This window comes from Pseudomonas sp. Eth.TT006 (assembly GCF_054456575.1).
In genome coordinates this window covers 349,117-374,012 of record NZ_JBTJEN010000002.1, presented here as the reverse complement: position 1 = coordinate 374,012, position 24,896 = coordinate 349,117, and the positions used below count along the sequence as shown (strand labels likewise).

General features: G+C 61.0%; 26 protein-coding genes. 9 read left to right on the top strand and 17 right to left on the bottom strand.

Annotation, left to right across the window (positions count from 1 at the left end; genetic code table 11):
- Positions 1 to 19: 19 nt before the first annotated feature.
- The 6 genes from ACXR0M_RS04875 to xerD all read right to left on the bottom strand — a co-directional run bounded on the left by ACXR0M_RS04875 (position 20) and on the right by xerD (position 6,858).
- The gene (locus ACXR0M_RS04875) at positions 20 to 427 is read right to left on the bottom strand and encodes a response regulator (RefSeq protein WP_458830429.1); all 408 of its coding nucleotides are present in this window, start codon (positions 425 to 427) and stop codon (positions 20 to 22) included.
- Positions 428 to 544: 117 nt separating this feature from the next.
- On the bottom strand, positions 545 to 1,918 hold the full coding sequence (locus ACXR0M_RS04870) for a transporter substrate-binding domain-containing protein (protein ID WP_458830427.1): 1,374 nt from the start codon (positions 1,916 to 1,918) through the stop codon (positions 545 to 547).
- 119 nt (positions 1,919 to 2,037) lie between these two features.
- Positions 2,038 to 3,447 carry a threonine synthase gene (thrC, locus tag ACXR0M_RS04865; RefSeq protein ID WP_458830425.1) on the bottom strand — a complete coding sequence of 470 codons (1,410 nt, stop codon included), beginning with the start codon at positions 3,445 to 3,447 and terminating at the stop codon, positions 2,038 to 2,040.
- 105 nt (positions 3,448 to 3,552) lie between these two features.
- Entirely contained in the window at positions 3,553 to 4,857 is a 1,305-nt protein-coding gene (locus ACXR0M_RS04860; protein ID WP_064586124.1) for a homoserine dehydrogenase, read from the bottom strand.
- A gap of 130 nt (positions 4,858 to 4,987) precedes the next feature.
- Entirely contained in the window at positions 4,988 to 5,719 is a 732-nt protein-coding gene (gene dsbC, locus ACXR0M_RS04855) for a bifunctional protein-disulfide isomerase/oxidoreductase DsbC (protein ID WP_458830422.1), read from the bottom strand.
- Positions 5,720 to 5,961: 242 nt separating this feature from the next.
- Positions 5,962 to 6,858, bottom strand: a complete 897-nt coding sequence (gene xerD / locus ACXR0M_RS04850; protein ID WP_458830420.1) for a site-specific tyrosine recombinase XerD — start codon at positions 6,856 to 6,858, stop codon at positions 5,962 to 5,964.
- A gap of 108 nt (positions 6,859 to 6,966) precedes the next feature.
- On the opposite strand from xerD, the gene ACXR0M_RS04845 reads away from it, so the two are divergent.
- Positions 6,967 to 8,778 (top strand): cation:proton antiporter, encoded by a 1,812-nt coding sequence (locus tag ACXR0M_RS04845; protein WP_458830418.1) that lies wholly within the window; start codon positions 6,967 to 6,969, stop codon positions 8,776 to 8,778.
- Positions 8,779 to 8,892: 114 nt separating this feature from the next.
- Here the strand turns inward: ACXR0M_RS04845 and ACXR0M_RS04840 are convergent, their stop codons facing one another.
- The 6 genes from ACXR0M_RS04840 to ffh form a co-directional block, all read right to left on the bottom strand.
- Positions 8,893 to 9,306 (bottom strand): acyl-CoA thioesterase, encoded by a 414-nt coding sequence (locus ACXR0M_RS04840; protein WP_458830416.1) that lies wholly within the window; start codon positions 9,304 to 9,306, stop codon positions 8,893 to 8,895.
- Between the two features lie 141 nt (positions 9,307 to 9,447).
- Entirely contained in the window at positions 9,448 to 9,798 is a 351-nt protein-coding gene (rplS, locus tag ACXR0M_RS04835) for a 50S ribosomal protein L19 (RefSeq protein ID WP_003175895.1), read from the bottom strand.
- 45 nt (positions 9,799 to 9,843) lie between these two features.
- Entirely contained in the window at positions 9,844 to 10,596 is a 753-nt protein-coding gene (gene trmD / locus ACXR0M_RS04830) for a tRNA (guanosine(37)-N1)-methyltransferase TrmD (protein ID WP_458830411.1), read from the bottom strand.
- Between the two features lie 3 nt (positions 10,597 to 10,599).
- A complete protein-coding gene (gene rimM, locus ACXR0M_RS04825; protein WP_047601381.1) occupies positions 10,600 to 11,136 on the bottom strand; it encodes a ribosome maturation factor RimM in 537 nt (178 codons plus the stop codon).
- A gap of 5 nt (positions 11,137 to 11,141) precedes the next feature.
- Positions 11,142 to 11,393 (bottom strand): 30S ribosomal protein S16, encoded by a 252-nt coding sequence (gene rpsP, locus ACXR0M_RS04820; protein ID WP_003185073.1) that lies wholly within the window; start codon positions 11,391 to 11,393, stop codon positions 11,142 to 11,144.
- A 311-nt stretch (positions 11,394 to 11,704) separates the two neighbouring features.
- Positions 11,705 to 13,081, bottom strand: a complete 1,377-nt coding sequence (ffh, locus tag ACXR0M_RS04815; protein ID WP_007967791.1) for a signal recognition particle protein — start codon at positions 13,079 to 13,081, stop codon at positions 11,705 to 11,707.
- Between the two features lie 195 nt (positions 13,082 to 13,276).
- Between ffh and ACXR0M_RS04810 the strand changes: the two genes are divergently transcribed.
- The 3 genes from ACXR0M_RS04810 (at position 13,277) to ACXR0M_RS04800 (ending at position 16,963) form a co-directional block, all read left to right on the top strand.
- Positions 13,277 to 14,089: a cytochrome C assembly family protein gene (locus tag ACXR0M_RS04810; protein WP_458830407.1), complete on the top strand. Its 813-nt coding sequence runs from the start codon at positions 13,277 to 13,279 to the stop codon at positions 14,087 to 14,089.
- A gap of 12 nt (positions 14,090 to 14,101) precedes the next feature.
- Positions 14,102 to 15,343: a transporter associated domain-containing protein gene (locus tag ACXR0M_RS04805; RefSeq protein WP_458830406.1), complete on the top strand. Its 1,242-nt coding sequence runs from the start codon at positions 14,102 to 14,104 to the stop codon at positions 15,341 to 15,343.
- 303 nt (positions 15,344 to 15,646) lie between these two features.
- Positions 15,647 to 16,963, top strand: a complete 1,317-nt coding sequence (locus ACXR0M_RS04800; RefSeq protein ID WP_458830404.1) for an MFS transporter — start codon at positions 15,647 to 15,649, stop codon at positions 16,961 to 16,963.
- 119 nt (positions 16,964 to 17,082) lie between these two features.
- Here the strand turns inward: ACXR0M_RS04800 and purT are convergent, their stop codons facing one another.
- The 5 genes from purT to ACXR0M_RS04775 form a co-directional block, all read right to left on the bottom strand.
- Positions 17,083 to 18,264, bottom strand: coding sequence for a formate-dependent phosphoribosylglycinamide formyltransferase (gene purT, locus ACXR0M_RS04795; RefSeq protein WP_003221968.1), 1,182 nt, complete (start codon positions 18,262 to 18,264; stop codon positions 17,083 to 17,085).
- Positions 18,265 to 18,365: 101 nt separating this feature from the next.
- Positions 18,366 to 18,833, bottom strand: coding sequence for a preQ0 transporter (locus ACXR0M_RS04790; RefSeq protein ID WP_458830402.1), 468 nt, complete (start codon positions 18,831 to 18,833; stop codon positions 18,366 to 18,368).
- A gap of 227 nt (positions 18,834 to 19,060) precedes the next feature.
- Positions 19,061 to 19,276 (bottom strand): DUF1289 domain-containing protein, encoded by a 216-nt coding sequence (locus tag ACXR0M_RS04785; protein WP_458830400.1) that lies wholly within the window; start codon positions 19,274 to 19,276, stop codon positions 19,061 to 19,063.
- Positions 19,273 to 19,797 carry a gamma carbonic anhydrase family protein gene (locus ACXR0M_RS04780; RefSeq protein WP_458830398.1) on the bottom strand — a complete coding sequence of 175 codons (525 nt, stop codon included), beginning with the start codon at positions 19,795 to 19,797 and terminating at the stop codon, positions 19,273 to 19,275. The genes ACXR0M_RS04785 and ACXR0M_RS04780 overlap by 4 nt, the downstream gene beginning before the upstream one ends.
- Before the next feature lie 47 nt (positions 19,798 to 19,844).
- Positions 19,845 to 20,444 (bottom strand): CoA pyrophosphatase, encoded by a 600-nt coding sequence (locus ACXR0M_RS04775; protein WP_458830397.1) that lies wholly within the window; start codon positions 20,442 to 20,444, stop codon positions 19,845 to 19,847.
- Positions 20,445 to 20,590: 146 nt separating this feature from the next.
- Between ACXR0M_RS04775 and ACXR0M_RS04770 the strand changes: the two genes are divergently transcribed.
- From ACXR0M_RS04770 to ACXR0M_RS04750, 5 genes are all read left to right on the top strand, one after another.
- Positions 20,591 to 21,145 carry an NUDIX hydrolase gene (locus ACXR0M_RS04770; RefSeq protein ID WP_458830395.1) on the top strand — a complete coding sequence of 185 codons (555 nt, stop codon included), beginning with the start codon at positions 20,591 to 20,593 and terminating at the stop codon, positions 21,143 to 21,145.
- 70 nt (positions 21,146 to 21,215) lie between these two features.
- The gene (locus ACXR0M_RS04765) at positions 21,216 to 21,731 is read left to right on the top strand and encodes a L,D-transpeptidase family protein (RefSeq protein WP_458830393.1); all 516 of its coding nucleotides are present in this window, start codon (positions 21,216 to 21,218) and stop codon (positions 21,729 to 21,731) included.
- A gap of 283 nt (positions 21,732 to 22,014) precedes the next feature.
- Positions 22,015 to 22,746, top strand: coding sequence for a GntR family transcriptional regulator (locus ACXR0M_RS04760; protein ID WP_458830391.1), 732 nt, complete (start codon positions 22,015 to 22,017; stop codon positions 22,744 to 22,746).
- Between the two features lie 24 nt (positions 22,747 to 22,770).
- Positions 22,771 to 23,877, top strand: coding sequence for an N-acetylglucosamine-6-phosphate deacetylase (nagA, locus tag ACXR0M_RS04755; protein ID WP_458830389.1), 1,107 nt, complete (start codon positions 22,771 to 22,773; stop codon positions 23,875 to 23,877).
- Positions 23,858 to 24,880, top strand: a complete 1,023-nt coding sequence (locus ACXR0M_RS04750) for an SIS domain-containing protein (RefSeq protein WP_458830387.1) — start codon at positions 23,858 to 23,860, stop codon at positions 24,878 to 24,880. The genes nagA and ACXR0M_RS04750 overlap by 20 nt, the downstream gene beginning before the upstream one ends.
- Positions 24,881 to 24,896 lie beyond the last annotated feature (16 nt).

Here is a 24,896-nt window from a genome sequence, read left to right as displayed (position 1 = left end):
AGAAAAATAACCATGCGATTCAGGCCATGACCGGTATTCCCCTGCACGCCAGATACGCGTCCAGCAAGCCTCTCATCAGGACGGCTGACACCGGCGTGTGCAAACGCCCCAGCAGCATCGGCGCCTGTCCCTGCAGCGAGCATTCGAGATCCGCCAGAATTCCGGCCGCCACCGGCCCTAGAAGAATCAGGCCGCGGGCCTGGCGTTGTGCCGCCAGGTGACGGATCAGCGCCAGACCATCACCGCCCTTGAGCTGCGGATTGCAGATGGCAATGTCCACAGCGCCGCGACGGCTCAGGGAGACCCGCGCCGAAGCGAGTGTCGACGCGGTCAGCACGTCGTAGATGCCGATCGCGTTGAGCATCTGATGCAAGGCCATCAGTTGGAACGGGTCGGGTTCAAGTATCAGGACTTTTAACGAGCGCATCGGCGACCTCGGTAACGGCGGTGGCGGACTTTCGCCGCATTGGCCCTTCACTCTAGGGGAGCCGTCTTCAGCCTCCCATCGGAAAAGGCGCCGCATCGCATAGGATATTTCCCTGTTTCACGGCGAACATGCGCAACCGCCTGGCGCGCGGCGCTGGCCGATGTCGATCCAGCCACCGAGCAGGCCACGCAATTGCCCATCGGCGCTGTAAAATGGCACGGTCCACTGATAGATCGCCTTGGGACCGCTCTTGAATGCCAACTGGCGCTGACTGAAGCGCGCCTTGCGCGTTTGCAGTTGCACCATGAACTCGTCGTGCAGCATTCGAGCCGTGTCTTCGGGCAACGTATCGACTTCGAACAGCGTTCGTCCCTGCGCCTGCTCGAGCCGGATCGACAGCGCCTCCTCATAGCTGCGATTGCACATCACCAGCCGCCCTTGCAAATCACGCACAAAGACCGGATCAGGCATCGCATCGATCAACGCGTGCTGAAAAGCCAGTTGGTCGCCCAGATGTTTTTCTGCCTCGGCTCGCTGCCGGATGACCACGGTCAGCCGCCGATTCCAGATCAGAGACAACAACCCGAAGCCCCCCAGCCCCACCATTCCCCAGCAGCCCCAATCGACGATCGTCTCCCACAGCGAAAGTGGTGCCGGAGGAGAAACACCGCCCAGCCATTTCACCCGGATCGCCCGCAATTCTGTAGCGGGAAACGCGCTCAGCGCCTTGTTGAGGATACTCAGCAGCTCCGGCATGCCCTTGCGCACGGCCAAGTGATCGGCTTCCCAACGCCCTTCCAGCAAAGCACCGACCCGGAGCAAGCCCGAAGGGAACAGTTGCGCGCCGATTTCATTTTCGATGGTGGCGTAGGCCTCACCGCTCTCGACCAGCGCCCGCGCTTCGGCATACGTCTTGACCGACAAAATCTCGATGGTTGGATATTCGCGCCGAACCGCTTCTTCCAGCGCGTGCCGTGCGGGTAACACCAATACCCGCCCGACCAGTTGCTCCAGCGACTGGATCGCCGGCGCGTCCCTGTGCCCGACAAACACCCAGCCGGCACCGCCGAACGCGTGACTGAAATCCAGGAAGGTTTTACGCTGGTCATTCATGGCCAGGGTCGTACTCAGATCAGCCGCGCCACTTTGCAGACGCTCCAGCATCTGATCGGTGGAAAACGATTCCGCGTGCACAAATTGCAGGCCGGTCATGGCACTGATGCGCTTGAGCACATCGTTGTTCAAACCCGCCCAGCGCCCGTGTTCGTCCTGAAACAGATACAGGGGGTATTGCACTGAGGCGACCGTCACGCTGGGATTGTCCCGTATCCAGCGCCGCTCCCGCTCGTCCAGTTCGATACGTTCGATGTTCGGTGCCTGCACCTGTTCGTGCAGCATCATTTGTGCCGCCATGCCTGCACGGACAAATCCGCTCAGGCACAGCAACACCAGCCAGCCCAAGGCCGGTTTAATTGCTCGTTCAAACAGCATTGCCACTTCCTTCGTGATCGACTCACCCATTTTTCATGGGCGAAAACCCGAGCAGTGTGGCAGCAGAAACAAAAAAGCCCGTCAGGAGACGGGCTTCAAAATGTGACAGCTTTTACGGCTTACAGCGGCTTTCCGCGGTTGCCATGCTGGCTGACAAAGGCCTGCACGGCTTTCAGATCGTTTGGCAAAACGGTGCAACGCTCGTTTCGCTCAAACAAATCAGAAAGATGTACAGGGAGTTCGAGAGCTTTTCCTACACCCGCTTTCTCCACCGCGTCCGGGAATTTCACCGGATGCGCGGTGCCCAGGATCACCATCGGGGTGTCCAGGCTGCGACGGCATTCACGGGCCGCGCGCACGCCGATGGCGGTGTGCGGATCCAGCACTTCGCCGCACTGTGCGTAAACTTCGGCGATGGTGTCGCAGGTTTGCGCATCGTCCACGGCCAGCGAGTCGAACAGTTTGCGTGCTTCGGTCCAGCGCTCCTGTTCGACGCTGAAACCGCCGCCCTGCTTGAACGAATCCATCAGCCCGGCAATCGCCGCGCCGTTGCGACCGTGCAGGTCGAACAGCAGGCGTTCGAAGTTCGACGAGACCATGATGTCCATCGACGGCGACAGGGTGGCGTGCAGGGTTTCCTTGACGTACTGGTTGCCGCTCATGAAGCGGTGCAGGATGTCGTTGCGGTTGGTGGCGACGATCAACTGGTTGATCGGCAGCCCCATATTGCGCGCCAGGTAGCCGGCGAAGATATCGCCGAAATTGCCGGTCGGCACCGAGAACGCCACCGAACGCGCCGGGCCGCCCAACTGCAGGGCGGCGTGGAAGTAGTAGACGATCTGGGCCATGATCCGCGCCCAGTTGATCGAGTTCACCGCCACCAGACGCGTGCCTTTGAGGAAGCTCTGGTCGGCGAAGCTGTTCTTGACCATTTCCTGGCAGTCGTCGAAGTTGCCTTCGATGGCGATGTTGTGGATGTTCTCGCCGAGAATGGTGGTCATCTGCCGACGTTGAACTTCGGACACACGGTTGTGCGGGTGCAGGATGAAGATGTCGACGTTTTCGCAATGCTTGCAGCCTTCGATGGCCGCCGAACCGGTATCACCGGAAGTGGCGCCGACGATCACCACACGCTCGCCGCGTTTTTCCAGCACGTAGTCGAGCAGACGACCGAGCAGTTGCAGGGCGAAGTCCTTGAACGCCAGGGTCGGGCCGTGGAACAGCTCCAGCACCCATTCGTTGCCGTTCAGCTGACGCAGCGGCGCCACCGCGCTGTGCGAGAACACACCGTAGGTTTCTTCGAGGATCTTCTTGAAATCGGCATCAGGAATGCTGCCGGTGACAAACGGGCGCATGACCCGGAAAGCCAGCTCGTGATACGGCAGACCGGCCCAGGAAGCGATTTCTTCCTGGGTGAAACGTGGCAGGTTTTCCGGGACGTACAGACCGCCGTCGGTGGCGAGACCGGCCAGCAGGACATCTTCGAAATTCAGGGCCGGTGCCTGGCCGCGGGTACTGATATAACGCATAAGGGCAAACCTTCGGTTTGAGCTTCAAGCCATGAGCTGCAAGCTGCAAGTGAAAAGCGGTTGTGCTTTTACTTGCGGCTTGCAGCCTGAAACTTGCCGCTGCTGTTAATTCAAGTGTTCGACGCGGATCCGCACAACCGGACCGTTGACGCCGGCCAGCGCTTCGAGCGCGGTGATCGCGTCGTTGATGCGCTGCTCGACCACGCGGTGGGTCAGCAGGATCATCGGTACCAGACCGTCGTGCTCTTCAACTTCCTTCTGCATGATCGACTCGATGTTGATGCCGCGCTCCGAGAGGATGCTCGCCACCTGCGCCAGTACGCCCGGATGGTCCTTGGCCTGAATGCGCAGGTAGTAGGCGCTTTCGCAGGCTTCGATCGGCAGGATCGGATGGGCCGACAGCGAGTCCGGCTGGAAGGCCAGGTGCGGCACGCGATTTTCCGGATCGGAAGTCATCGCACGCACCACGTCCACCAGGTCGGCGATCACCGACGAAGCGGTCGGCTCCATGCCGGCACCGGCGCCGTAGAACAGCGTCGAACCGGCGGCGTCACCGTTGACCATCACCGCGTTCATCACGCCGTTGACGTTGGCGATCAGGCGATCGGCCGGGATCAACGTCGGGTGCACGCGCAGCTCGATGCCGGCAGCGGTGCTGCGCGCCACGCCAAGGTGTTTGATGCGGTAGCCCAGCGCTTCGGCGTAGTTCACGTCAGCGGTGGTCAGTTTGGTGATGCCTTCGGTGTAAGCCTTGTCGAATTGCAGCGGAATGCCGAACGCGATCGACGCCAGAATCGTCAGCTTGTGCGCCGCGTCGATGCCTTCGACGTCGAAGGTCGGATCGGCTTCGGCATAGCCCAGCGCTTGCGCTTCGGCCAGCACGTCCTCGAAGGTGCGACCCTTCTCGCGCATTTCGGTGAGGATGAAGTTGCCGGTGCCGTTGATGATCCCGGCGACCCAGTTGATGCGGTTGGCGGACAGGCCTTCACGGATCGCCTTGATCACCGGAATGCCACCAGCCACCGCCGCTTCGAACGCCACGATCACGCCTTTCTCGCGTGCCTTGGCGAAAATCTCATTACCGTGAACGGCGATCAGTGCCTTGTTCGCGGTGACCACATGCTTGCCATTCTCGATGGCCTTGAGTACCAGCTCGCGGGCAACGGTGTAGCCGCCCATCAGCTCTATGACGATGTCGATCTCAGGGTTCGTGGCCACTTCGAAGACATCGTTGGTAATCGCAATACCGGTCGTCTGGAACTGAGGCTTTGGCGTGCGCATGGCAATTTGTGCCACTTCGATCCCACGCCCGGCACGACGAGCAATTTCCTCGGCGTTGCGCTGAAGTACGTTGAAGGTACCGCCACCGACGGTCCCTAACCCACAGATGCCTACTTTGACCGGATTCACTGTGAACTCCCCATGAAACGGCCGACGCAAGGTCGGCCGGAAAACAACCGCGTGCTCGCGGCTCTCTATTAATGGCCCGGCGCGGATGGCGCCGGACCATGATCGTCAAGGCTGACCCTGACGATGCGAATTACTTGGCGCCCAGCGCCAGTTTGGCGACTTGTGGCGCCGGCTGGTAGCCCGGAATCACTTGTCCGTCGGCCAAAACGATGGCCGGTGTGCCATTCACGCCGATCGACTGACCGAGGGCGAACTGTTTGGAAACCGGGTTGGCGCACTTGGCGGCCTTGATTTCCTTGCCATCGACCATCTTGTCCATGGCGGCTTTCTTGTCGGTCGAGCACCACACGGCCTGCAGTTGCTCGTCACCCGGCGAACCGAGGCCCTGACGCGGGAACGCCACATAACGCACTTCGATGCCGCGCTTGTTCAGCTCCGGCACTTCGGCGTGCAGCTTGTGGCAGTACGGGCAGGTGGTGTCGGTGAACACGGTGATGTGCGACTTGGTTTCGCCCACGGCCGGATAGACCACGGTTTCCGCCACTGGAATGGCGTTGATCAGTTTGGAGATGCCCAGACGTTCGGTCTTCTCGGTCAGGTTGACCGGTTTACCGTCCTTGAGCTGGAACAGATTGCCCTGAACGATGTACTGGCCGTCGGCGCTGGCGTACAGCACCCGGCTGCCCTTGAGCCTGACTTCATACATGCCCGGCAACGGGCTGGCGCTGATGTTTTCTACCGGAACCTCGAGTTCGAGTTTTTCCAGGCTTTGGCGAATCGCTTTGTCGGCGGCGTCATCGGCGACGGCAAAGGTGCTGACCAACGCAATGGCTGCGGCGGCGAAAATCTGGGTCAAACGCATGAGAACTCCTGAAGGCGGACAAATGAAACGGTCAGAACGCCCGTGCCGGAACACCGGGTCATCACCGTCCATCGTGCAAACCGGGAAAGCCTAACACATAAGGCCACGGTGGCCGAATGCGCCTGTCGCCACACATCACACCCACTCCTGTAGGAGCTGCCGAAGGCTGCGATCTTTTGATTTTGTTTTTAAGAGCAAGATCAAAAGATCGCAGCCTTCGGCAGCTCCTACAGGGATTGTATTCAGCCTCGCGGGTGGTGTTTGGCGTGCAGGTCTTGCAGGCGGGCGCGGGCGACGTGGGTGTAAATCTGCGTGGTCGACAGGTCACTGTGCCCGAGCAGCATCTGCACCACCCGCAGATCGGCGCCGTGGTTGAGCAAGTGCGTGGCGAACGCATGACGCAGTGTGTGCGGCGACAGCGTCTTGCCGATCCCGGCGACCCTGGCCCAATGCTTGATGCGGTGCCAGAACGTCTGGCGGGTCATCTGCTCGCCGCGCTGGCTGGGAAACAGCACATCGCTGGGGCGCCCGCCGAGCAGTTCGCTGCGACCATCGCGCATATAGCGCTCGACCCAGACAATCGCTTCCTCGCCCATCGGCACCAGGCGCTCCTTGCTGCCTTTGCCCATCACCCGCAGCACGCCCTGGCGCAGATTGACTTGCTCCAGGGTCAGGCTCACCAGTTCAGTCACCCGCAAGCCGCAGGCATACAGGACTTCCAGCATGGCGCGATCACGCTGGCCGATGGCTTCGCTCAGGTCCGGCGCCTTGAGCAGCGCCTCGACGTCAGCTTCCGACAGGGATTTGGGTAATGGCCGACCGAGTTGCGGCATGTCGACGCGTAGGGTCGGATCGACGCTGATAAGCTTTTCCCGCAGCAGATAGCGATAAAAGCCACGCACCCCGGAGAGAAATCGCGCGGTGGAACGCGGCTTGTAGTTCTGTTCCAGACGCCAGGCCAGATGATCGAGGATCAGCTCGCGACCGGCATTGATCAGCTCGAGATCCTTCTCCTGCAGCCAGCCGTTGAACAGCGCGAGGTCACTGCGGTAGGCGCCACGGGTATTGTCGGACAGGCCTTTTTCCAGCCACAGGGCGTCGAGGAATTGATCAATCAGCGGATGGTCGATGGCAGGCATGGGCGCTCGAAACATGCAGCCTCAAAGGCCGCGGGCAAAGGTAGAGTGAACAGCAGGAATGCGCACTAGTCTTTCATAGCCCGCCATTTCAAGGAACAGGGAGCATCAATGAACGAGCAGCAAATTCTTTTGGCATTTGGCGGGATTGGCGTCGCTGCGCTGGGTTGCCAGTGGCTGGCGTGGCGTTTGAAACTGCCGGCGATTCTGTTTCTGTTGCTGACCGGGATTGTCGCCGGGCCGGTTCTGGGCTGGCTCGATCCGCAGGAAATGTTCGGCCCGCTGCTGATGCCGCTGGTGTCGCTGGCGGTGGCGTTGATCCTGTTCGAGGGTAGCCTGACCCTGCATCTGTCCGAATGGCGCGAGATCGGCAGTGTCGTGCATCGACTGGTGACGATCGGCGCCCTCGTCACCTGGGGCGTGATTGCCGTCGCCACGCACTTCTTGCTCGGCTTCGACTGGCTGCTCGCCATTCTCTTCGGCAGCCTGACGCTGGTGACCGGTCCGACCGTGATCGTGCCGATGTTGCGGGTGGTGCGCCCGAAGGCCTCGATTGCCAACATTTTGCGTTGGGAAGGGATTGTCATCGACCCGATCGGCGCCCTGCTCGCGGTGGTGGTCTACAGCTTCATCATCGCCAGCGGCGAGGGTCAGGGGCTCAAGCAGAGTCTGCTGACCTTCGGTGGAGTGATCCTTTGCGGCAGCCTGTTCGGCATCGTTGGTGGTTGGGTGCTCGGCACCATCATCCGCCGCCAGTGGCTGCCGGAATACCTGCACAATCTCGCTTCGCTGGCAGCCGTGCTGGGGATTTTCATTGCGTCCAATCAGGTGATGCACGAGTCCGGTCTACTGGCGGTGACGCTGATGGGTATGTGGCTGGCGAACATGAAGGGCGTGGATGTGCGGCACATTCTGCACTTCAAGGAAAACCTCAGCGTGCTGCTGATTTCCGGACTGTTCATTCTGTTGGCGGCGCGTCTGGATCTGCACGCGCTGATCGGTCTGGGTCCGCTGGTGCTGATACTGTTGCTGGTGATTCAACTGATCGCCCGCCCGCTGAACGTGTTGCTGAGTACCGCCGGCTCCAGCCTGAGCTGGCGAGAACGGGCGCTGCTGTGCTGGATCGCCCCGCGCGGGATCGTCGCGGCCGCGGTGTCGGCGATTTTCGCGATTCGCCTCGATCAGGCCGGGCACGAGGGCGCCCTGCTGCTGGTGCCGCTGACGTTCGCGGTGATCATCGGCACGGTGGTCCTGCAGAGCGCCACCGCGCGACCGCTGGCGCGTTTGCTCAATGTGGCGGAGCCGGCGCCGAGTGGCTTCCTGATCGTCGGCGCCAATGGTCCGGCCCGGGAGCTGGGCAAGGCGCTGCAGCAACTGGGCAGCCGGGTGCTGCTCACCGATTCAAGCTGGGAGAATATCCGCGCCGCGCGCATGGAAGGATTGCCGACGTATTTCGGCAATCCGGCCTCGCAGCACGCCGATGCGCATCTGGACCTGGTCGGCCAGGGGCATCTGCTGGCGCTGTCGCCGTCAGGCGAACTCAACACGCTGGCAGCGATGCGCTTTCGCCACGACTTTGGCCATCAACGATTGTTTGGTCTGGCCAGCGGCCATGAAAGCCGGCGCAGCGACAAGCATCGGGCGAGCCTCGAACACCGTGGCAATCAGTTGGGCAGCGAGGCGTTGACCTACGCCAAACTGGCGAGCCAGATGGGCCAGGGCGCCGAGCTGTACAGCACGACGCTGACCGACGGATTCGGCTGGGAGGATTACCGCGCGCTGCATGGTAATCGTGCGACGTTGCTGTTCATGCGTGACGACAGTGGCTGGGTGCATGTGGTGACGCCGGAGACTGCGCTGAAGCCGGGAGCCGGGTGGACGCTGTTGGCATTGATTCAGCCTGAGAGCGGCGGCGCCTCTTGAATCCAATCGCGGGCAAGCCCGCTCCCACAGTGGCCGAGTCGTACATAACAGATGTGAACGACACAAAACCTGTGGGAGCGGGCTTGCCCGCGATGGCCGCGACTCGGTTTGGGATCAGGCCGCAAACCCCGGCAACACCGGCACCGGCCGCTTGTCAGCATCAATCGCCACAAAGCTGAACTGACCGTGAATCGCCTTCTCGCGACCGTCACAGCTCATGCTCTCGACGAACACTTCAACCTCGACCTTGAGGCTGGTATTGCCGACCTTGATCACCCGGCCCACCAACTCGACGATGGAGCCGGCCGGAATCGCGTGATTGAAGTCGATGCGGTCGGTGGACACGGTCACCAGCGGCAGGCGGCAGAAGCGTGTGGCGGTGATGAATGACACTTCATCCATCCACGCCAGCGCAGTGCCGCCGAACAGAGTGTTGTGGTGGTTGGTGGTCGGCGGGAAGACGGCTTTGGTTACGCGGGTTACCGAGAGTTCGGTTCGGCGTTCGATTTCCTGGGTGCGGGTGGTCATGGTTATTACTGCTCGTGTGTGCACATACCGGATACAGCAAGATCAAAAGATCGCAGCCTTCGGCAGCTCCTACAAAGGGGGAAATAGCGGGCAACAAAAAAGCAGCCCGTAGGCTGCTTTTTTCTGCATCGGAAGCTGGGCTTAAGCCAGTTTTTCCTTGATGCGAGCTGCTTTACCCGACAGGTCGCGCAGGTAGTACAGCTTGGCTTTACGTACGTCACCGCGACGTTTGACAGCCATGCTGTCGATCTGCGGGGAGTAGGTCTGGAAAGTACGTTCTACGCCAACACCGTTGGAGATTTTACGAACGGTGAACGCACTGTTCACGCCGCGGTTACGCTTGGCGATTACAACGCCTTCGAACGCTTGCAGACGGGAACGATCGCCTTCCTTCACTTTCACCTGAACGACAATGGTGTCGCCCGGGGCAAAGGTAGGGATTTCTTTGGTCATCTGCTCTGCTTCGAGTGCAAGGATGATTTTGTTGGTCATGCTGTGCTCCTAAGGTAAATCAACTGATCTACCATCGATACGTTGTTAACTATCGTCCCGCTCGCGGATATATTCCTCGAGCAGCTTCTTCTCTTCTCCAGAAAGCGAGCGGCTTTCCAGAAGATCGGCGCGTCGTTCCCAGGTCCGACCAAGGGACTGCTGTAAACGCCAACGCCGGATATGCGCGTGATTGCCACTCAGCAACACGTCGGGAACACGCTGATCCGCATACACCTCAGGTCGGGTGTAGTGCGGGCAATCCAGCAGACCATCCGTAAAGGAATCTTCCTCAGCGGAATCCGCATGCCCTAAAGCTCCAGGCAGCAGTCGTGTAACCGCATCGATCATGACCATGGCCGGCAGCTCGCCGCCAGACAATACATAGTCACCAATCGACCACTCTTCATCGACATGAGCCTCAATAAAGCGCTCGTCAATGCCTTCATAGCGGCCGGCAATCAGGATCAATGCATCCGATTGTGCCAGCTCGCGTACCGCCGACTGAGTCAGTTGACGGCCTTGGGGGGACAGGTAAATCACCTTCGCCGCCTCCCCGGCTGCTGCCTTGGCCTGAACCAGTGCATCTTCCAGGGGCTTGATCTTCATCACCATGCCCGGACCACCGCCAAACGGGCGATCGTCCACCGTGTGATGCCGATCCGTCGTGTAATCCCGCGGATTCCAACAGGTCAGCTGCAACAGCCCCTGTTTCACCGCCCGACTGGTAATGCCGTACTCACTGATGGCCGAGAACATCTCGGGGAACAACGTTATGACGTCTACGCGCAGGCTGGCCATTGCTTAGAAGTCCGCGTCCCATTCCACCCGCATCACGCCTGCCTCCAGGTCGATTGCCAGCACGCATTGCTCCGTATAGGGCAACAACCGCTCGCGATCATCCAGGCTGCCTGCGCAGGGCTTGACCACCAATACATCGTTCGCGCCGGTCTCCAACAGGTGATCAACCTTGCCGAACAATTGCTCGTCCTGGTTGATGACGCTCAGACCCTGCAACTGGTACCAGTAGTACTCGTCGCCTGTCAGGTTGGGCAAAAGGCTTCGCGAGATGCAAATCTCGTAACCGCTCAGAAGACGGGCTTCATCGCGATCGTCGAGGCCTTTGAGCTTGGCAACCAGATCCTTTTGAGTGGATCGGCCGCTGACCAGCTCGACCTGTTTCACCACGCCTTCGCGCCGAAGCGTCCAGTTGCGGTAGTCCAACAGGTTTTCAATCGGATCGGTAAAGGAAAAGACCTTCACCTCGCCGCGAACGCCGTGAACCGAAAAAATCTTGCCGACAACGATCAGGTCATCAGCTTTTTCTGGCGTCGCGCTCATACTGCTCAGGCTGCAGCCTTGGCAGATTCCTTCAGCAACTGAGCAACACGCTCAGAAGGCTGTGCACCAACGCTCAGCCAGTAGGCTACGCGCTCTTGGTTCACGGACAGACGGATTTCCTGACCACGGGCAACAGGGTTGAAGAAACCAACCTGTTCTTTGTGGGAGCCGTCACGCGGGTTACGCGAGTCGGTTACGGTCAGGTGGTAAAACGGGCGCTTTTTGGAGCCGCCAAGGGCAAGACGGATTGTTAGCATGTGAACATCGTTCCTGTAGTCGGTGCTGCAAATCTAAATGCACAGCGGGCATGGGTGCCCGAAAGGCCGCATATTCTAAGGAATATCCGGACTTTTGCAAATGACTTTTTCCGGCGCCCATGGCATGCCGTGCGGATTTGCATAGTGAGCCGTCGGTAACAACGGCCAGTCAGCTCCCGCCGAGTGCGGGTTTGCTGTTGATCCCGCGTCCTTGCGGGGTCTGCGCCGGTGCGACGACCGGCGAAGTCCTGGTGTCCTGTCTCACCCGTTTCGCTCGTTTTTGGCGAGAGGAAAGGGCGAAACGGCGCACCTTACATCTTTGGCATGCCGCCGCCGGGCAACATTCCGCCCATGCCGCGCATCATTTTCGCCATACCGCCTTTGGCGGTAAATTTCTTCATCATCTTCTGCATCTGCTTGTGCTGCTTGATCAAGCGGCCGATGTCCTGCACCTGGGTACCGGAACCCATGGCGATCCGGCGCTTGCGCGAACCGCTGATCAGCTCAGGGTCGCGGCGCTCGGCCGGGGTCATGGAGTTGATGATGGCTTCCATCTGCTTGAACTGCTTTTCTGCGGCGTTCTGGGCATTGCCCATCTGCGACAGGTTGACGCCGCCGATGCTCGGCAGTTTGTCCATGAGCCCGCCGAGGCCGCCCATGTTCTTCATTTGTTGCAGCTGATCGCGGAAGTCTTCGAGGTCGAAGCCCTTGCCCTTCTTCAGCTTCTTGGCCAGCTTGTCGGCCTTGTCCTTGTCGAGCGTGGCTTCGGCCTGTTCGATCAGGCTGAGCACGTCGCCCATGCCGAGAATGCGCGAGGCAATACGCTCCGGGTGGAACGGATCGAGCGCTTCGCTCTTCTCGCCCATACCGATGAACTTGATCGGCTTGCCGGTGATTGCCCGCACCGACAGCGCGGCACCACCACGGGCATCGCCGTCGACCTTGGTCAGGATCACGCCGGTCAGCGGCAGTGCATCACCGAAGGCCTTGGCGGTGTTGGCGGCGTCCTGGCCGGTCATGGCATCGACCACGAACAGGGTTTCGACCGGGTTGATCGCGGCGTGCAGCGCCTTGATCTCGCCCATCATCTCTTCGTCGATGTGCAGACGACCGGCGGTGTCGACGATGACCACGTCGATGAACTTCAGTTTTGCTTCTTTAATAGCCGCGTTGGCGATGTCGACCGGCTTCTGGCTCAGATCGGACGGGAAGAACGTCACGCCGATGTCGTTGGCCAGGGTTTCCAGCTGTTTGATAGCGGCTGGACGGTAGATGTCCGCCGACACGACCATCACCGACTTCTTCTTGCGCTCTTTAAGGAAGCGCGCGAGTTTGCCGGCGGTGGTGGTTTTACCCGCACCCTGCAGACCGGCCATCAGAATGACCGCTGGCGGCACGGCGCTCAGGTTCAGGTCTTCGTTGGCCGCGCCCATCAGGCTTTCGAGTTCGGCCTGGACGATCTTCACAAACGCCTGGCCCGGCGTCAGGCTGCGCGACACCTCGGTGCCGACAGCGCGCTCCTTGACCGAATTGACGAAGTCCTTGACCACCGGCAGGGCGACGTCGGCTTCGAGCAACGCCATGCGCACTTCGCGCAGGGTGTCTTTGATATTGTCTTCAGTCAGCTTCGCCTTGCCGGTGACATGGCGCAGCGTCTGCGAGAGACGGTCGGTTAAGTTTTCAAACATTGCGCGATCCTTTCAGGCCCTGTGTAGACCGGGATAATGGCGGCCCAGACCGGATTCAACATGTGCTCGGCGAGCCTGCGGCGTGGGCAGGTCGCGGATTATAGCGAAGACTGCGTCGGGCGGACACCTCGCACTTTCGTGGTATGGCGGTTCTATGCCAAACTCAGCGCCTTTCGGGCCTGCCTAACAGGATTTATGCTCCCCTTGTCACCCAGTTTGCTGACTACGCTCGCCGCCGCGCTCCTTTATGCCGCTGCGACTCTTTATCAGGGCACCCGCCTGGCCACCGGCGCCAAGGCCAACAAGCGCCTGCTGGTTACGCTCGGCATTCTCGCCGTGCTCGCCCACAGCGCCAGCCTGCTCACTCACCTGCTGACGCCGATCGGCCTCGGTCTGGACTTCTTCAGCGCTGCCAGCCTGATTGCTGCAGCGGTGATCGCCCTGACGCTGCTGGCCTGCTCGCGGATCCCGGTGGAAAACCTGCTGGTGCTGCTGTTCCCGCTGGGTGCGGCAACGGTGCTGCTGGCGCAGTTCGCGCCCGCCGGCACGGTGCAGATCATCGACGAAGAGCCGGGCATCCTCGCCCACATCCTGCTGTCGATCCTGGCCTACGGCATGTTCACCATCGCAGTGTTCCAGGCCTTGCTGCTGCTGGTGCAGGATCACCAGCTCAAGCACAAGCACCCGTCCGGGCTGATCAAGAACTTCCCGCCGCTGCAGACCATGGAAAGCCTGTTGTTCGGTTTCCTCTGGGCCGGCTGGACGCTGCTGTCGCTGTCGCTGATCTCCGGCTGGCTGTTCGTCGAGAACCTGTTCGCCCAGCATCTGGTGCACAAGACCCTGCTGGCGTGCCTGGCGTGGGTGGTGTTCAGCGTGCTGTTGTGGGGCCGCAATCGCCTTGGCTGGCGCGGTCACAAGGCGATTCGCTGGACCCTCGCCGGTTTCTGCCTGCTGATGTTGGCGTACTTCGGCAGCAAACTGGTTCGTGAATACATCCTGCACATCTGACGGGCGGCATAAATGGACGGTTTGCCCATGGGGCCGATGCTCGCGGTATTTGTCCTGCTGATTTTATGGTCGGGGCTGTTTACCGCCGTCGAAATCGCGCAGCAGCATTTGCTCGCGCAACGCACCGCCTCGCGCGCCAGCGACAAACCGCTGGCGAAGCTGAGCTTCCCGCTCGACAGCCTGATCCTGTGCAACACCCTGTGCCGCGCCCTCGCGGTGGTCATCGCCACTTTGCTGGCGATTTTCCTCTGCGAAGAAAACGGTCCGTGGGCCGCCTGCCTCGGCGCCGCCGCGGTATTGCTGGTGTTTGCCGATTACTTCCCGCGCACCGTGGCCCAACGCTATCCGGATGCGGTGCTGTCCTTCGGCAATACCCTGTTGGCGATACCGCTGAAAATCCTTTATCCGCTGGCCTGGCTGCTGAGCAGCATCAGTGGTCTGCTGACGCGCCCCTTCGCGCGCAAGGTTCAGGTGGTGCAACAGAGCGACGATGAGGAGCCCGCTGATCGCCACGAAGATTCCGAGCATCCGTCTCGCACCCATCCGGTTTCAGGGATTCACGCGCTGGACAACATCACGGTCAACGACATTCTGGTCCCGCGCAGTGATGTCGATGGCATCAACCTCGACGACTCGATCGAGGCGATCATCGAACAATTGCGCCACAACAAGCGCACGCGCCTGCCGGTGTTCCACAGCGACATCAACCAGGTCGAAGCGGTACTCAACACCCGGCAAATCCGCCACTTGCTCAATGACGGCGAGCTGACCCGCGAAGCCTTGCTCGGCGCCAGTTATGAACCGTACTTCGTCCCGGAAAGCACCCCGCTGCAACTGCAACTGCTGAACTTCCACAAACAGCAGCGCCGTTTGGGCATGGTGGTCGACGAATACGGCGAGGTGCTGGGCATCGTTACTCTGGAAGACATACTCGAAGAAATCGTCGGCGAGTTCGAAAGCGAGCACAGCCTCGACAACCCGCACATCCATCCGCAGGCCGACGGGCGCATGGTGATCGACGGCACCGCGTCAATCCGCGAACTGAACAAATGTCTGGGCTGGCATTTGCCCAGCGACGGGCCGAGAACCCTCAACGGCCTGGTGACCGAAGCGCTGGAGACCATTCCGGAAAGCGCGGTTTGCCTGAAGATCGGGCGCTATCGACTGGAAATTCTCGAGACCGAGGAGAACCGGGTGAGCAAAGTCTTGATCTGGCATACGAGCTCGGTGCCCGCCGTCGCGGCGATTCGTTAAGCAGATCAAAAGATCGCAGCCTTCGGCAGCTCCTACATGTGAAATACACTGCCCTGTAGGAGCTGCCGAAGGCTGCGATCTTTTGCTCTTGTTTGATCGTTAGCCCCCTTCCTATAATCGAGGTGCTTACCCAAGCACCGCCGAACCTCGTGCTTACCCCGCACAAGACAGGTTTCGGCTATTTCCGCATCACCCCGGCGACTGTTCCTACTCGAAACAGCGACCGCGCCTCATCCCACATCCCTGGGTGCTCGACCATAATAATTCGCTCCAACGGAGCTCATGACTGTCAGGGATCACCGCATGACGACCAGTACCGCTTACAGCGCCACCGCGCCTGCCCAACCGACCAACTCCGCCACCCGCGTGGCCACCGCGAGTTTTATCGGCACCGCCATCGAGTTCTACGATTTCTATGTGTACGCCACCGCCGCCGCACTGGTGATCGGGCCGGTGTTCTTTCCGCAGACCTCCGGCACCGCGCAGATGCTGTCGGCGTTTCTCACCTTCGGCATCGCTTTTCTCGCCCGACCGCTGGGCTCGGCGCTGTTCGGCCACTTCGGTGACCGTATCGGGCGCAAATCGACGCTGGTTGCCTCGCTGTTGCTGATGGGCGTGTGTACCACGCTGATTGGCGTGCTGCCGGGCTATGACAGCATCGGGGCCTGGGCGCCGATTCTGCTGTGCGTGCTGCGCTTCGGTCAGGGTCTGGGACTGGGCGGCGAATGGGGTGGCGCGGCGCTGCTGGCCACGGAAAACGCGCCCAAGGGCAAACGTGCGTGGTTCGGCATGTTCCCGCAGCTTGGCCCGTCGATCGGCTTCCTTGCGGCCAACGGGTTGTTCCTGACCCTGGCCATGACCCTCAACGATGAGCAGTTCCGCAGCTGGGGCTGGCGGATTCCGTTTCTGCTCAGCGCGGTGCTGGTGATGGTCGGCCTGTACGTGCGCCTAAAACTTCACGAAACCCCGGTGTTCGCCAACGCCATCGCCCGTCAGGAGCGGGTGAAAGTGCCGCTGGTCGAACTGTTCAGCCAGTATTGGGCGCCGACCCTGCTCGGTGCTGCGGCGATGGTGGTGTGCTACGCGCTGTTTTACATCTCGACCGTTTTCTCTCTGAGCTACGGCGTGGCCACGCTCGGCTACAGCCGTGAGACCTTCCTTGGATTGCTGTGCTTTGCCGTGCTGTTCATGGCCGCCGCGACACCATTGTCGGCTTGGGCCAGCGACCGTTACGGACGCAAACCGGTACTGATCATTGGTGGCATGCTAGCGATTCTTTCAGGGTTTCTGATGGAGCCGCTGCTGACTCAGGGTTCGACCTGGGGCGTGGCACTGTTCCTGTGCATCGAGCTGTTCTTGATGGGTGTGACATTTGCCCCGATGGGCGCGTTGCTGCCGGAATTGTTCCCGACGCATGTGCGCTATACCGGCGCATCTGCCGCTTACAACCTGGGTGGCATCGTCGGCGCGTCGGCGGCACCGTTCTTCGCGCAGAAGCTGGTGGCGATGGGTGGTTTGGGTTATGTCGGTGGGTATGTGTCGGCGGCGGCAGTGCTCAGCCTGATTGCAGTGCTGTGCCTGAAGGAAACGCGCAATAACGATCTGAATCAGGTTGCCTGAGAGAAGATCAAAAGCTTCGCGAGCAAGCCCGCTCCCACAGTGGTTTTGGTCGATCACACGTTCTGTGTACAGCCGAAATCCTGTGGGAGCGGGCTTGCTCGCGAATGTCGCGCCTCGGTTTACAGCTCTACGACGACAGCCTGAGCAGCACGGGTCGCCTTCGCACGAGCCGCTTCAATCGACTCATCCCGCGCCAACGCCACGCCCATGCGGCGCTGACCGTTGACTTCAGGTTTGCCGAACAGACGCAGCGCGGTATCCGGCTCGCTCAGCGCAGCGCCAAGGTTGGCGAAGGCGGTCTGGGTCGACTGCCCTTCCACCAGAATCACCGCAGAGGCCGATGGGCCAAACTGACGGATCAGCGGCACCGGCAGGCCGAGAATCGCGCGCGCATGCAGCGCGAACTGCGACAGGTCCTGGGAAATCAGGGTCACCAGACCGGTGTCGTGCGGGCGCGGCGAAACCTCGCTGAACCACACCTGATCACCCTTGATGAACAACTCGACGCCGAACAGACCGCGGCCACCCAAGGCCTCGGTCACGGCTTTGGCCACGCGCTCGGACTCGGCCAGGGCAATCGGGCTCATCGCCTGCGGCTGCCAGGATTCCTGATAGTCGCCCTTCTCCTGACGGTGACCGACCGGCGCGCAGAACGTGGTGCCACCGATGTGGCGTACGGTCAGCAGAGTGATTTCGTAGTCGAAATCGATAAACCCTTCGATGATCACCCGGCCCTTGCCGGCCCGCCCGCCTTCTTGCGCGTAATCCCAGGCTTTCTGCACGTCATCGGCGCTGCGCAGCAGGCTCTGGCCTTTGCCCGACGAACTCATGACCGGCTTGACCACGCACGGGAAACCCAAGTCCTGCACGGCTTTGCTGTAGTCCTCGAAGGTGTCGGCAAAGTGGTAGGGCGAGGTCGGCAGGTCCAGCTCTTCAGCCGCCAGACGACGGATACCTTCGCGGTTCATGGTCAACTGCGCTGCACGCGCGGTCGGGATCACGGTGAAGCCTTCGGCTTCCAGCTCGACCAGCGTGGCGGTGGCGATCGCTTCGATTTCCGGCACGATGAAGTGCGGCTTTTCGGCTTCGATCACCGCACGCAGGGCGGCGCCGTCGAGCATGTTGATCACATGGCTGCGGTGCGCAACCTGCATCGCCGGCGCGTTGGCGTAACGATCGACGGCAATCACTTCAACGCCCAGGCGCTGCAGCTCGATTACCACTTCCTTGCCCAACTCACCACAGCCACACAGCAATACGCGGGTCGCGGTTGGCGACAATGGAGTTCCGATACGGGTCATCTCAGGTCCTCAAAGAAGCGGATCATCGAGGAAAGCAACGCCAGACGCGCTTTCCATGGGGGAGAAAGCGCGGCATTTTACATGAACCCGAAGGTTTGGCTTCAGCTGGCAACGGCCTGTTTGCGCTCGCGCCAGGCCATGATCAGCCAGACGGCGGTAACGCCGGCGAACTTAGAGGCCAGCGCGGTGATGATTACCGGTGGCGTCATCAGGTCGATCATGCCGAAGAAGATGAAGGTATCGAGGGGAATGCTCAGCGCCGAGCTGATCCACAAGCGGTCACGCAACGGCCGTTTGGTGATGCTGAATACCAGCCAGTCGATGCACTCGGAGACCGCGAACGCCGTGGCGCTGGCCAGAGCGATGGACGGATCTGACGTCACGTAGGACAACACCAGCGCCACCAGCATCGCCACGATGGCGCCGTGACCGAAACGGGTCTGCACCATGTCGCGCAATACAAACACCAACCCGCCCCAGGCCGACCAGATGATGTCCAGGTGCGGTGCAGTGGAGAAGGCGAAGTTGATCAGCACGACGCTGCTGATGTAGGCGATGAGGAAAATCATGGGGGATGACCTGTGAGATTGGCGCACAGGGTACTTGAGGGTTGCTTTTGCGCCAATAAGAAGTGGTGAATGTGCCGCCGCCTTCGCGAGCAAGCCCGCTCCCACAAGGGAATGCATTTCAAATGTGGGAGCGGGTTTGCCAGCGATGGCGGCCTGACAGCCGATCATGCTCTGACAGATTGAACTCTGTCCCCTGTGGGAGCGGGCTTGCTCGCGAAAGCGGTGGCTCAGGCGCCTGATTTCCCGGGAATCATCCACACCAACCCACTCGCCTTCGCCCGCTCATGACACAACCCCAGCACCACGCGGCGCTCGTCGTTGTTCATCCGGCCCCAGCGGGTGATCTCCTCGACCGTGCGCTGGCAGCCGGTGCAGATATCGTCGTCATCCAGTGCGCAGATATTCACGCACGGCGAGGCGACCGGTCTTTCTGGAGTGTTCATTCTTCCTGCTCTACCAGATCACGCGCATAGCGTTGCGAGTTATGCACATAGTGCGCGGCGCTGGCTTCGAGCATCTTCTTCTGCGCCTCGGTCAGCTCGCGCACGACTTTGCCCGGCGAGCCCATGACCAGCGAGCCGTCAGGGATTTCCTTGCCTTCGCCGATCAGCGAATTGGCGCCGATGATGCAGTTCTTGCCGATCTTTGCGCCATTGAGGATCACCGCGTTGATGCCGATCAGGCTGTAATCGCCGACGGTGCAGCCATGCAGCATGGCGTTATGGCCAATGGTCACGCCGGTGCCGATGGTCAGCGGATAACCCATGTCGGTGTGCATCACCGTGCCGTCCTGCACGTTGCTGTTCCTGCCGATCAGGATCAGTTCGTTGTCGCCGCGCAGCACGGCGTTGAACCAGACGTTGGCGCCCTCTTCCAGTTTGACCTTGCCCACCAGCACGGCGTTAGGCGCGACCCAGCTCTGTGGGTGGGTCTCGACGCGGGCGTCGCCCAGGCGGTATTTCATGGTGTTTTCCTCAAGGCTCACGGTCACAGGCCATTCGCACGATGGCTTCAGGTATTGATATAGCTTTTCGGCGGGTGGTGCAGGCTGATCTGTTCGTCATAGAGCAGATTGATCAGCTCGACGATCATGATTGCCGTCAGTCCCCAGATCTTGTATTCGCCAAACCGATAGCTTGGCACATACCAGCTGCGGCCCTGGTAATCGATGCGGTGCGTGTGTTCACGCGGGTCTTTGCGGAAGAGTTCCAGCGGCACATTGAACACGGCGGCGATCTCGGCATCGTTGGCCTGGTATTCGACGAAGTCCGGGATCACCCCGACATACGGCGTGACCTTGATCCCGTGCAGCGAGATCAGCGGGCTCAACGGGCCGATGACCTCGACCAGTCCTGGGGGCAGGCCGATTTCTTCCTCGGCTTCGCGCAGCGCAGTGAAAATCAGGTCAGGGTCTTCCGGATCGCGGCGACCACCGGGGAAAGCCACTTCGCCGCCATGGGTCGAGAGGCCGCTGGCGCGCAAGGTCAATACCAGTTCCGGCTCGTCACTGCGGGTGATCGGCACCAGAACAGCGGCCTCGGGGAAACGCTTATCGGTCTCCAGCGTGCGCGGTGTGTGGTTGCTTACCCTATGCAGTAGCTCGTCCAGCATGAGTGTTCTCGATCTGTGCCTTACCCGGCATCATGCACCAATCATGGCAGCCGCCCAAGCCCCTCGCCAGGCCATGTCGCGAAACGACAACTTGCCGACCGGCACCGCTGCACGCCAAGATAGGCGCAGCATTCAGGAACCCCAGCATGAAATTTTGCAGCCAGTGCGGCAACCCGGTGACCCAGCGCATTCCCGAAGGCGACTCGCGGCTGCGATTTGTCTGTGACAGCTGTCAGACCATTCACTATCAAAACCCCAATATTGTCGCCGGCTGCGTCGCGACCTGGGGCCGCCAAGTGTTGCTCTGCCGCCGCGCCATCGAACCGCGCCTCGGTTACTGGACGCTGCCGGCCGGTTTCATGGAGAACGGCGAGACCATCGAGCAGGCCGCCATTCGCGAAACCGCCGAGGAAGCCTGCGCCCGGGTGCGCAACCTGAGCATCTATACGCTGATCGATGTGCCGCACATCAGTCAGGTGCATGTGTTCTTTCGTGCCGAACTGGTCGATCTGGACTTTGCCGCCGGCCCCGAGAGCCTCGAAGTGCAACTATTCGACGAAGCCGACATTCCATGGGACAAGCTGGCTTTCCGCACGGTGGGGCGTACCTTAGAATGCTTCTTCGCTGATCGGCGTGTCGAGACCTATCCGGTTCGTTCGGAATCGATTCCGCCGTTGGTGCAGCCGGTCATTGTCGGTTAGAAGATCAAAAGATCGCAGCCTGCGGCAGCGCCTACACTTAACAATGCGTCATCTTTGGGGAATCGTTTCAATGCGCTGGTTGTTTGCTCTGTTTTGCCTGTCGTTCGTCTCAGTCTCCCAGGCGTCCTTCGTGACCACCGTGACGCCGTCGAATACCCCCATGATCGAAAAAGTCCTCGTGCTCAAATCGGCGCATCAACTGCAGCTGATTGCCGATGGTAAGCCGTTGAAGACCTATCGCATTTCCTTGGGCAAAGGCGCGAAGAAAGGTCCGAAACTGATAGAGGGCGACAAACGCACGCCGGAAGGTTTCTATTGGATCGACTGGCGCAAGGTCAGCGAAAAATTCAACCTGGCGATGCACATCTCCTACCCGAACATCAGCGATTCCGCACGCGCCCGGCGTGAAGGCGTCGAGCCTGGCGGGATGATCATGATTCACGGTACGCCGGACTCGGAAGACACCCCGGAAGACCTGTTCCACACCCTGGACTGGACCGACGGCTGCATCGCCATGCGCAACATGGACATGCGCGAAGTCTGGGGCCTGGTGCCGGACGGCACGATGATCGAGATTCGCCCGTAACCTGCGACCGCTGGTCACCCGCAAAAAAATAAATCAAAAGATCGCAGCCTGCGACAGCTCCTACAGGGTTGATACCACTTTCCCCTGCAGGAGCTGCCGCAGGCTGCGATCTTTTGCTTTTTAACGCCCACCCTTAATACCACTTGAAACCACCATCCATAAAACCCTCTATTTCACTGGACTTCAGGCCAATTCGACGCGTTGACATGGTATTCAAGTGGTATTAATTTCCGCCGCACAAGCGAGCAACAACAATCCTATACTCGCGACGGAAATGACCTACATGAAAGACCTCCACGCCCTACGCCCGGACGACTCCCAGCCGACGCCGTTGTACCTGCAGCTGGCGCGCAATCTGGAATCGGCGATCCATGCCGGGCAGTGGAAAGCCGAACAGGCGATGCCATCCGAGCGCAACCTCAGCGAGCAACTGGGTATCTCCCGGGTCACCGCACGCAAGGCGCTGGAAGTGTTGCTCGATCAAGGTCTGATCCGTCGCCTGCAAGGCTCCGGCACTTTCATCACGCCACGCCTGGAACAACCGCTGTCACGCCTGTCGGGCTTCAGCGAAATGCTCCGCCTCAAGGGCTTCGTCCCCAGCTCACAATGGCTGGAGCGCGAAATCACCCTGCCGACCCACGAAGAACTGATCCGCCTGAGCCTGTCGCCCAACGACAAGGTCGCGCGCATGAAACGCCTGCGCAAGGCCGACGACACCGTGATGGCCATCGAGATGAGCACCCTGCCCGCCTCGATCATGCCCAAGCCGCAACGGGTCGGCGATTCGCTCTACGAATACCTCGACGGCATCGGCAAACCGGTCGTCCGCGCCCTGCAGCACATTCAGGCGATCAACGCCTCGGACGAATTCGCCGCACTGGTCGGCATCGCTCCCGGCACCGCCATGCTGCTGATGACCCGGGTCGGCTATCTGGAAGACAACACGCCGATCGAAGTCACCGACACCTATTGCCGCAACGATTACTACGACTTTGTTGCAGAGCTGCGCCGTTAATCGCGGCCCCAAGCGAGAACCGAAATGTCCGAAGACAACATCCTCACCGCCAGCGGCTGGGTTCGCGGCCGGCTGATCCACGAACACGGCAAAGTCGTGTCGATCGAAGGCGTGCCCTGCGATCCGGCCGACAATGACCTGCCGTATCTGCTGCCAGGCTTCATCGACCTGCACGTGCACGGCGGTGGCGGCAAGGACATCATGGAAGGCGCCAGCGCGTTCGAGACCATCAGCAAAACCCACGTGCGCTTCGGCACTACTTCGCTGCTGGCGACCACCATGACCGCGCCGAGCGCCGAGATCTCCAGCGTGCTCAGGGATGTGGGAATCTTCTGCGAACAGCGTCCGAAAGGTACCGCCCGGGTGCTCGGCGTACACCTTGAAGGCCCGTACATCAATCCCGGCAAACTCGGCGCGCAACCGAATTTCGCCCACACCGCGTTGATGGCCGAAGTCGAGGAATACCTGGCGCTGGCACCGATCCGGGTGATCACCATCGCCCCGGAAATCGCCGGGCATGACGGTTTGATCCGTGAGCTGAGCAGCCGCGGCATCCGCATGCAGATCGGCCACACCCTCGGCAGCTACGAGGAAGGCGTCGCGGCGCTTGCGGCCGGCGCGACCAGCTTCACCCATTTGTACAACGCCATGAGCCCGCTGCACCACCGCGAGCCGGGAATCGTCGGCGCTGCCCTCGCCCACGCCAAATTCGCCGAGTTGATCCCGGATTTGCTGCACGTGCACCCCGGCGCGATTCGCGTGGCCCTGCGTTCGATCCCGTGCCTGTACTGCGTCACCGATTCCACCGCGGCCGCCGGCATGCCCGACGGTGAATACAAGCTTGGCAGCCATACCGTGACCAAATGCCTGGGCGGCGTGCGCCTGCCCGACGGCACGCTGGCCGGCAGCACCCTGACCATGGATCAGGCCCTGCGCAACCTGGTGAAGATCGGGTTGCCGATCGCCGAAGCCTCGCAGCGTCTGTCGCAATTTCCCGCCGACTACCTCGGCATCACTGAACGCGGGCGCCTGCAAACCGGTGCCTGGGCCGACTGCGTGCGGCTGGATCGCTCACTCACACTGACCGCCGTCATGGTCGAAGGAGAAGACATTGACTTCAAAAATGCTTGAAGAGGCGCTGTCCTCGTTCGAGGCCGTGCAAGCGCAACTGCAGCAACTCGACCCGCAAATGATCGAGATCGCCGGGCGCCTGCGCCGTCAGCCTCCGCAAGTGGCGATGACCGTTGCCCGCGGCAGCTCCGACCATGCAGCGAGCTACTTCGCTTATCTGACCATGCAGCAACTGGGCGTGCCGGTGGCGTCGTTGCCGATGTCGGTGGTGACCATGCAGCAGGCGCCGTTGAAGGTCAGCGGTCAGGTGGCGTTCGCCTTTTCGCAATCGGGGCAGAGCCCGGATCTGGTCAACAGCCTGCGTCTGCTGCGCAAGCGCGGCGCACTCAGCGTATCGATGGTCAACGCCGCCGATTCGCCGCTGGAAGCAGCCTGTGAATTCAGTCTGCCGCTACTGGCCGGCACCGAAAGCAGCGTCGCCGCGACCAAGAGTTTTATCGCCACCCTCAGTGCCAGCGCCCGGCTGATCGCGCACTGGAAAGAAGATCGCGAATTGCTGCAAGCGCACGACGCCCTACCCGAAGGCCTGCGCGAAGCGGCGCAACAGGACTGGAGCGCCGCCATCGACGCACTGCGCGATTGCGAACGGTTGATGGTGATTGGTCGTGGCGCCGGTTTTGCCATCGCCCAAGAGGCTGCGCTGAAGTTCAAGGAAACCTCGGCGATTCAGGCTGAAGCCTTTAGTAGCGCCGAAGTCCGTCACGGCCCGATGGCGCTGATCGACGAGCACTACCCGCTGCTGGTGTTTGCCCCACGCGGTGCCGAGCAGGCCGGCCTGATCAGCCTCGCAGCGGAAATGCGTCAACGCGGCGCCCGCGTGTTGCTCGCCGCGCCGGACGACATTCCCGAACGCGACCTGACCCTGAGCCGCGCCGAACACCCGGCCCTCGACCCGATTCTGGCGATCCAGAGTTTCTACGTGATGGCCGCCGGCCTGGCCGTAGCCCGAGGCATGGACCCGGATCAACCACGTCACCTGAGCAAAGTGACACGTACGCACTGATAACCAAGACGGACGA

Bases quoted from the DNA above. Each gene is read 5' to 3' on its own strand.
- ACXR0M_RS04875 (WP_458830429.1), bottom strand. From the start codon at position 427: ATGCGCTCGTTAAAAGTCCTGATACTTGAACCCGACCCGTTCCAACTG.
- ACXR0M_RS04870 (WP_458830427.1), bottom strand. From the start codon at position 1,918: ATGCTGTTTGAACGAGCAATTAAACCGGCCTTGGGCTGGCTGGTGTTG.
- thrC (WP_458830425.1), bottom strand. From the start codon at position 3,447: ATGCGTTATATCAGTACCCGCGGCCAGGCACCGGCCCTGAATTTCGAA.
- dsbC (WP_458830422.1), bottom strand. From the start codon at position 5,719: ATGCGTTTGACCCAGATTTTCGCCGCCGCAGCCATTGCGTTGGTCAGC.
- xerD (WP_458830420.1), bottom strand. From the start codon at position 6,858: ATGCCTGCCATCGACCATCCGCTGATTGATCAATTCCTCGACGCCCTG.
- ACXR0M_RS04845 (WP_458830418.1), top strand. From the start codon at position 6,967: ATGAACGAGCAGCAAATTCTTTTGGCATTTGGCGGGATTGGCGTCGCT.
- ACXR0M_RS04840 (WP_458830416.1), bottom strand. From the start codon at position 9,306: ATGACCACCCGCACCCAGGAAATCGAACGCCGAACCGAACTCTCGGTA.
- rplS (WP_003175895.1), bottom strand. From the start codon at position 9,798: ATGACCAACAAAATCATCCTTGCACTCGAAGCAGAGCAGATGACCAAA.
- trmD (WP_458830411.1), bottom strand. From the start codon at position 10,596: ATGGCCAGCCTGCGCGTAGACGTCATAACGTTGTTCCCCGAGATGTTC.
- rimM (WP_047601381.1), bottom strand. From the start codon at position 11,136: ATGAGCGCGACGCCAGAAAAAGCTGATGACCTGATCGTTGTCGGCAAG.
- rpsP (WP_003185073.1), bottom strand. From the start codon at position 11,393: ATGCTAACAATCCGTCTTGCCCTTGGCGGCTCCAAAAAGCGCCCGTTT.
- ffh (WP_007967791.1), bottom strand. From the start codon at position 13,081: ATGTTTGAAAACTTAACCGACCGTCTCTCGCAGACGCTGCGCCATGTC.
- ACXR0M_RS04810 (WP_458830407.1), top strand. From the start codon at position 13,277: ATGCTCCCCTTGTCACCCAGTTTGCTGACTACGCTCGCCGCCGCGCTC.
- ACXR0M_RS04805 (WP_458830406.1), top strand. From the start codon at position 14,102: ATGGACGGTTTGCCCATGGGGCCGATGCTCGCGGTATTTGTCCTGCTG.
- ACXR0M_RS04800 (WP_458830404.1), top strand. From the start codon at position 15,647: ATGACGACCAGTACCGCTTACAGCGCCACCGCGCCTGCCCAACCGACC.
- purT (WP_003221968.1), bottom strand. From the start codon at position 18,264: ATGACCCGTATCGGAACTCCATTGTCGCCAACCGCGACCCGCGTATTG.
- ACXR0M_RS04790 (WP_458830402.1), bottom strand. From the start codon at position 18,833: ATGATTTTCCTCATCGCCTACATCAGCAGCGTCGTGCTGATCAACTTC.
- ACXR0M_RS04785 (WP_458830400.1), bottom strand. From the start codon at position 19,276: ATGAACACTCCAGAAAGACCGGTCGCCTCGCCGTGCGTGAATATCTGC.
- ACXR0M_RS04780 (WP_458830398.1), bottom strand. From the start codon at position 19,797: ATGAAATACCGCCTGGGCGACGCCCGCGTCGAGACCCACCCACAGAGC.
- ACXR0M_RS04775 (WP_458830397.1), bottom strand. From the start codon at position 20,444: ATGCTGGACGAGCTACTGCATAGGGTAAGCAACCACACACCGCGCACG.
- ACXR0M_RS04770 (WP_458830395.1), top strand. From the start codon at position 20,591: ATGAAATTTTGCAGCCAGTGCGGCAACCCGGTGACCCAGCGCATTCCC.
- ACXR0M_RS04765 (WP_458830393.1), top strand. From the start codon at position 21,216: ATGCGCTGGTTGTTTGCTCTGTTTTGCCTGTCGTTCGTCTCAGTCTCC.
- ACXR0M_RS04760 (WP_458830391.1), top strand. From the start codon at position 22,015: ATGAAAGACCTCCACGCCCTACGCCCGGACGACTCCCAGCCGACGCCG.
- nagA (WP_458830389.1), top strand. From the start codon at position 22,771: ATGTCCGAAGACAACATCCTCACCGCCAGCGGCTGGGTTCGCGGCCGG.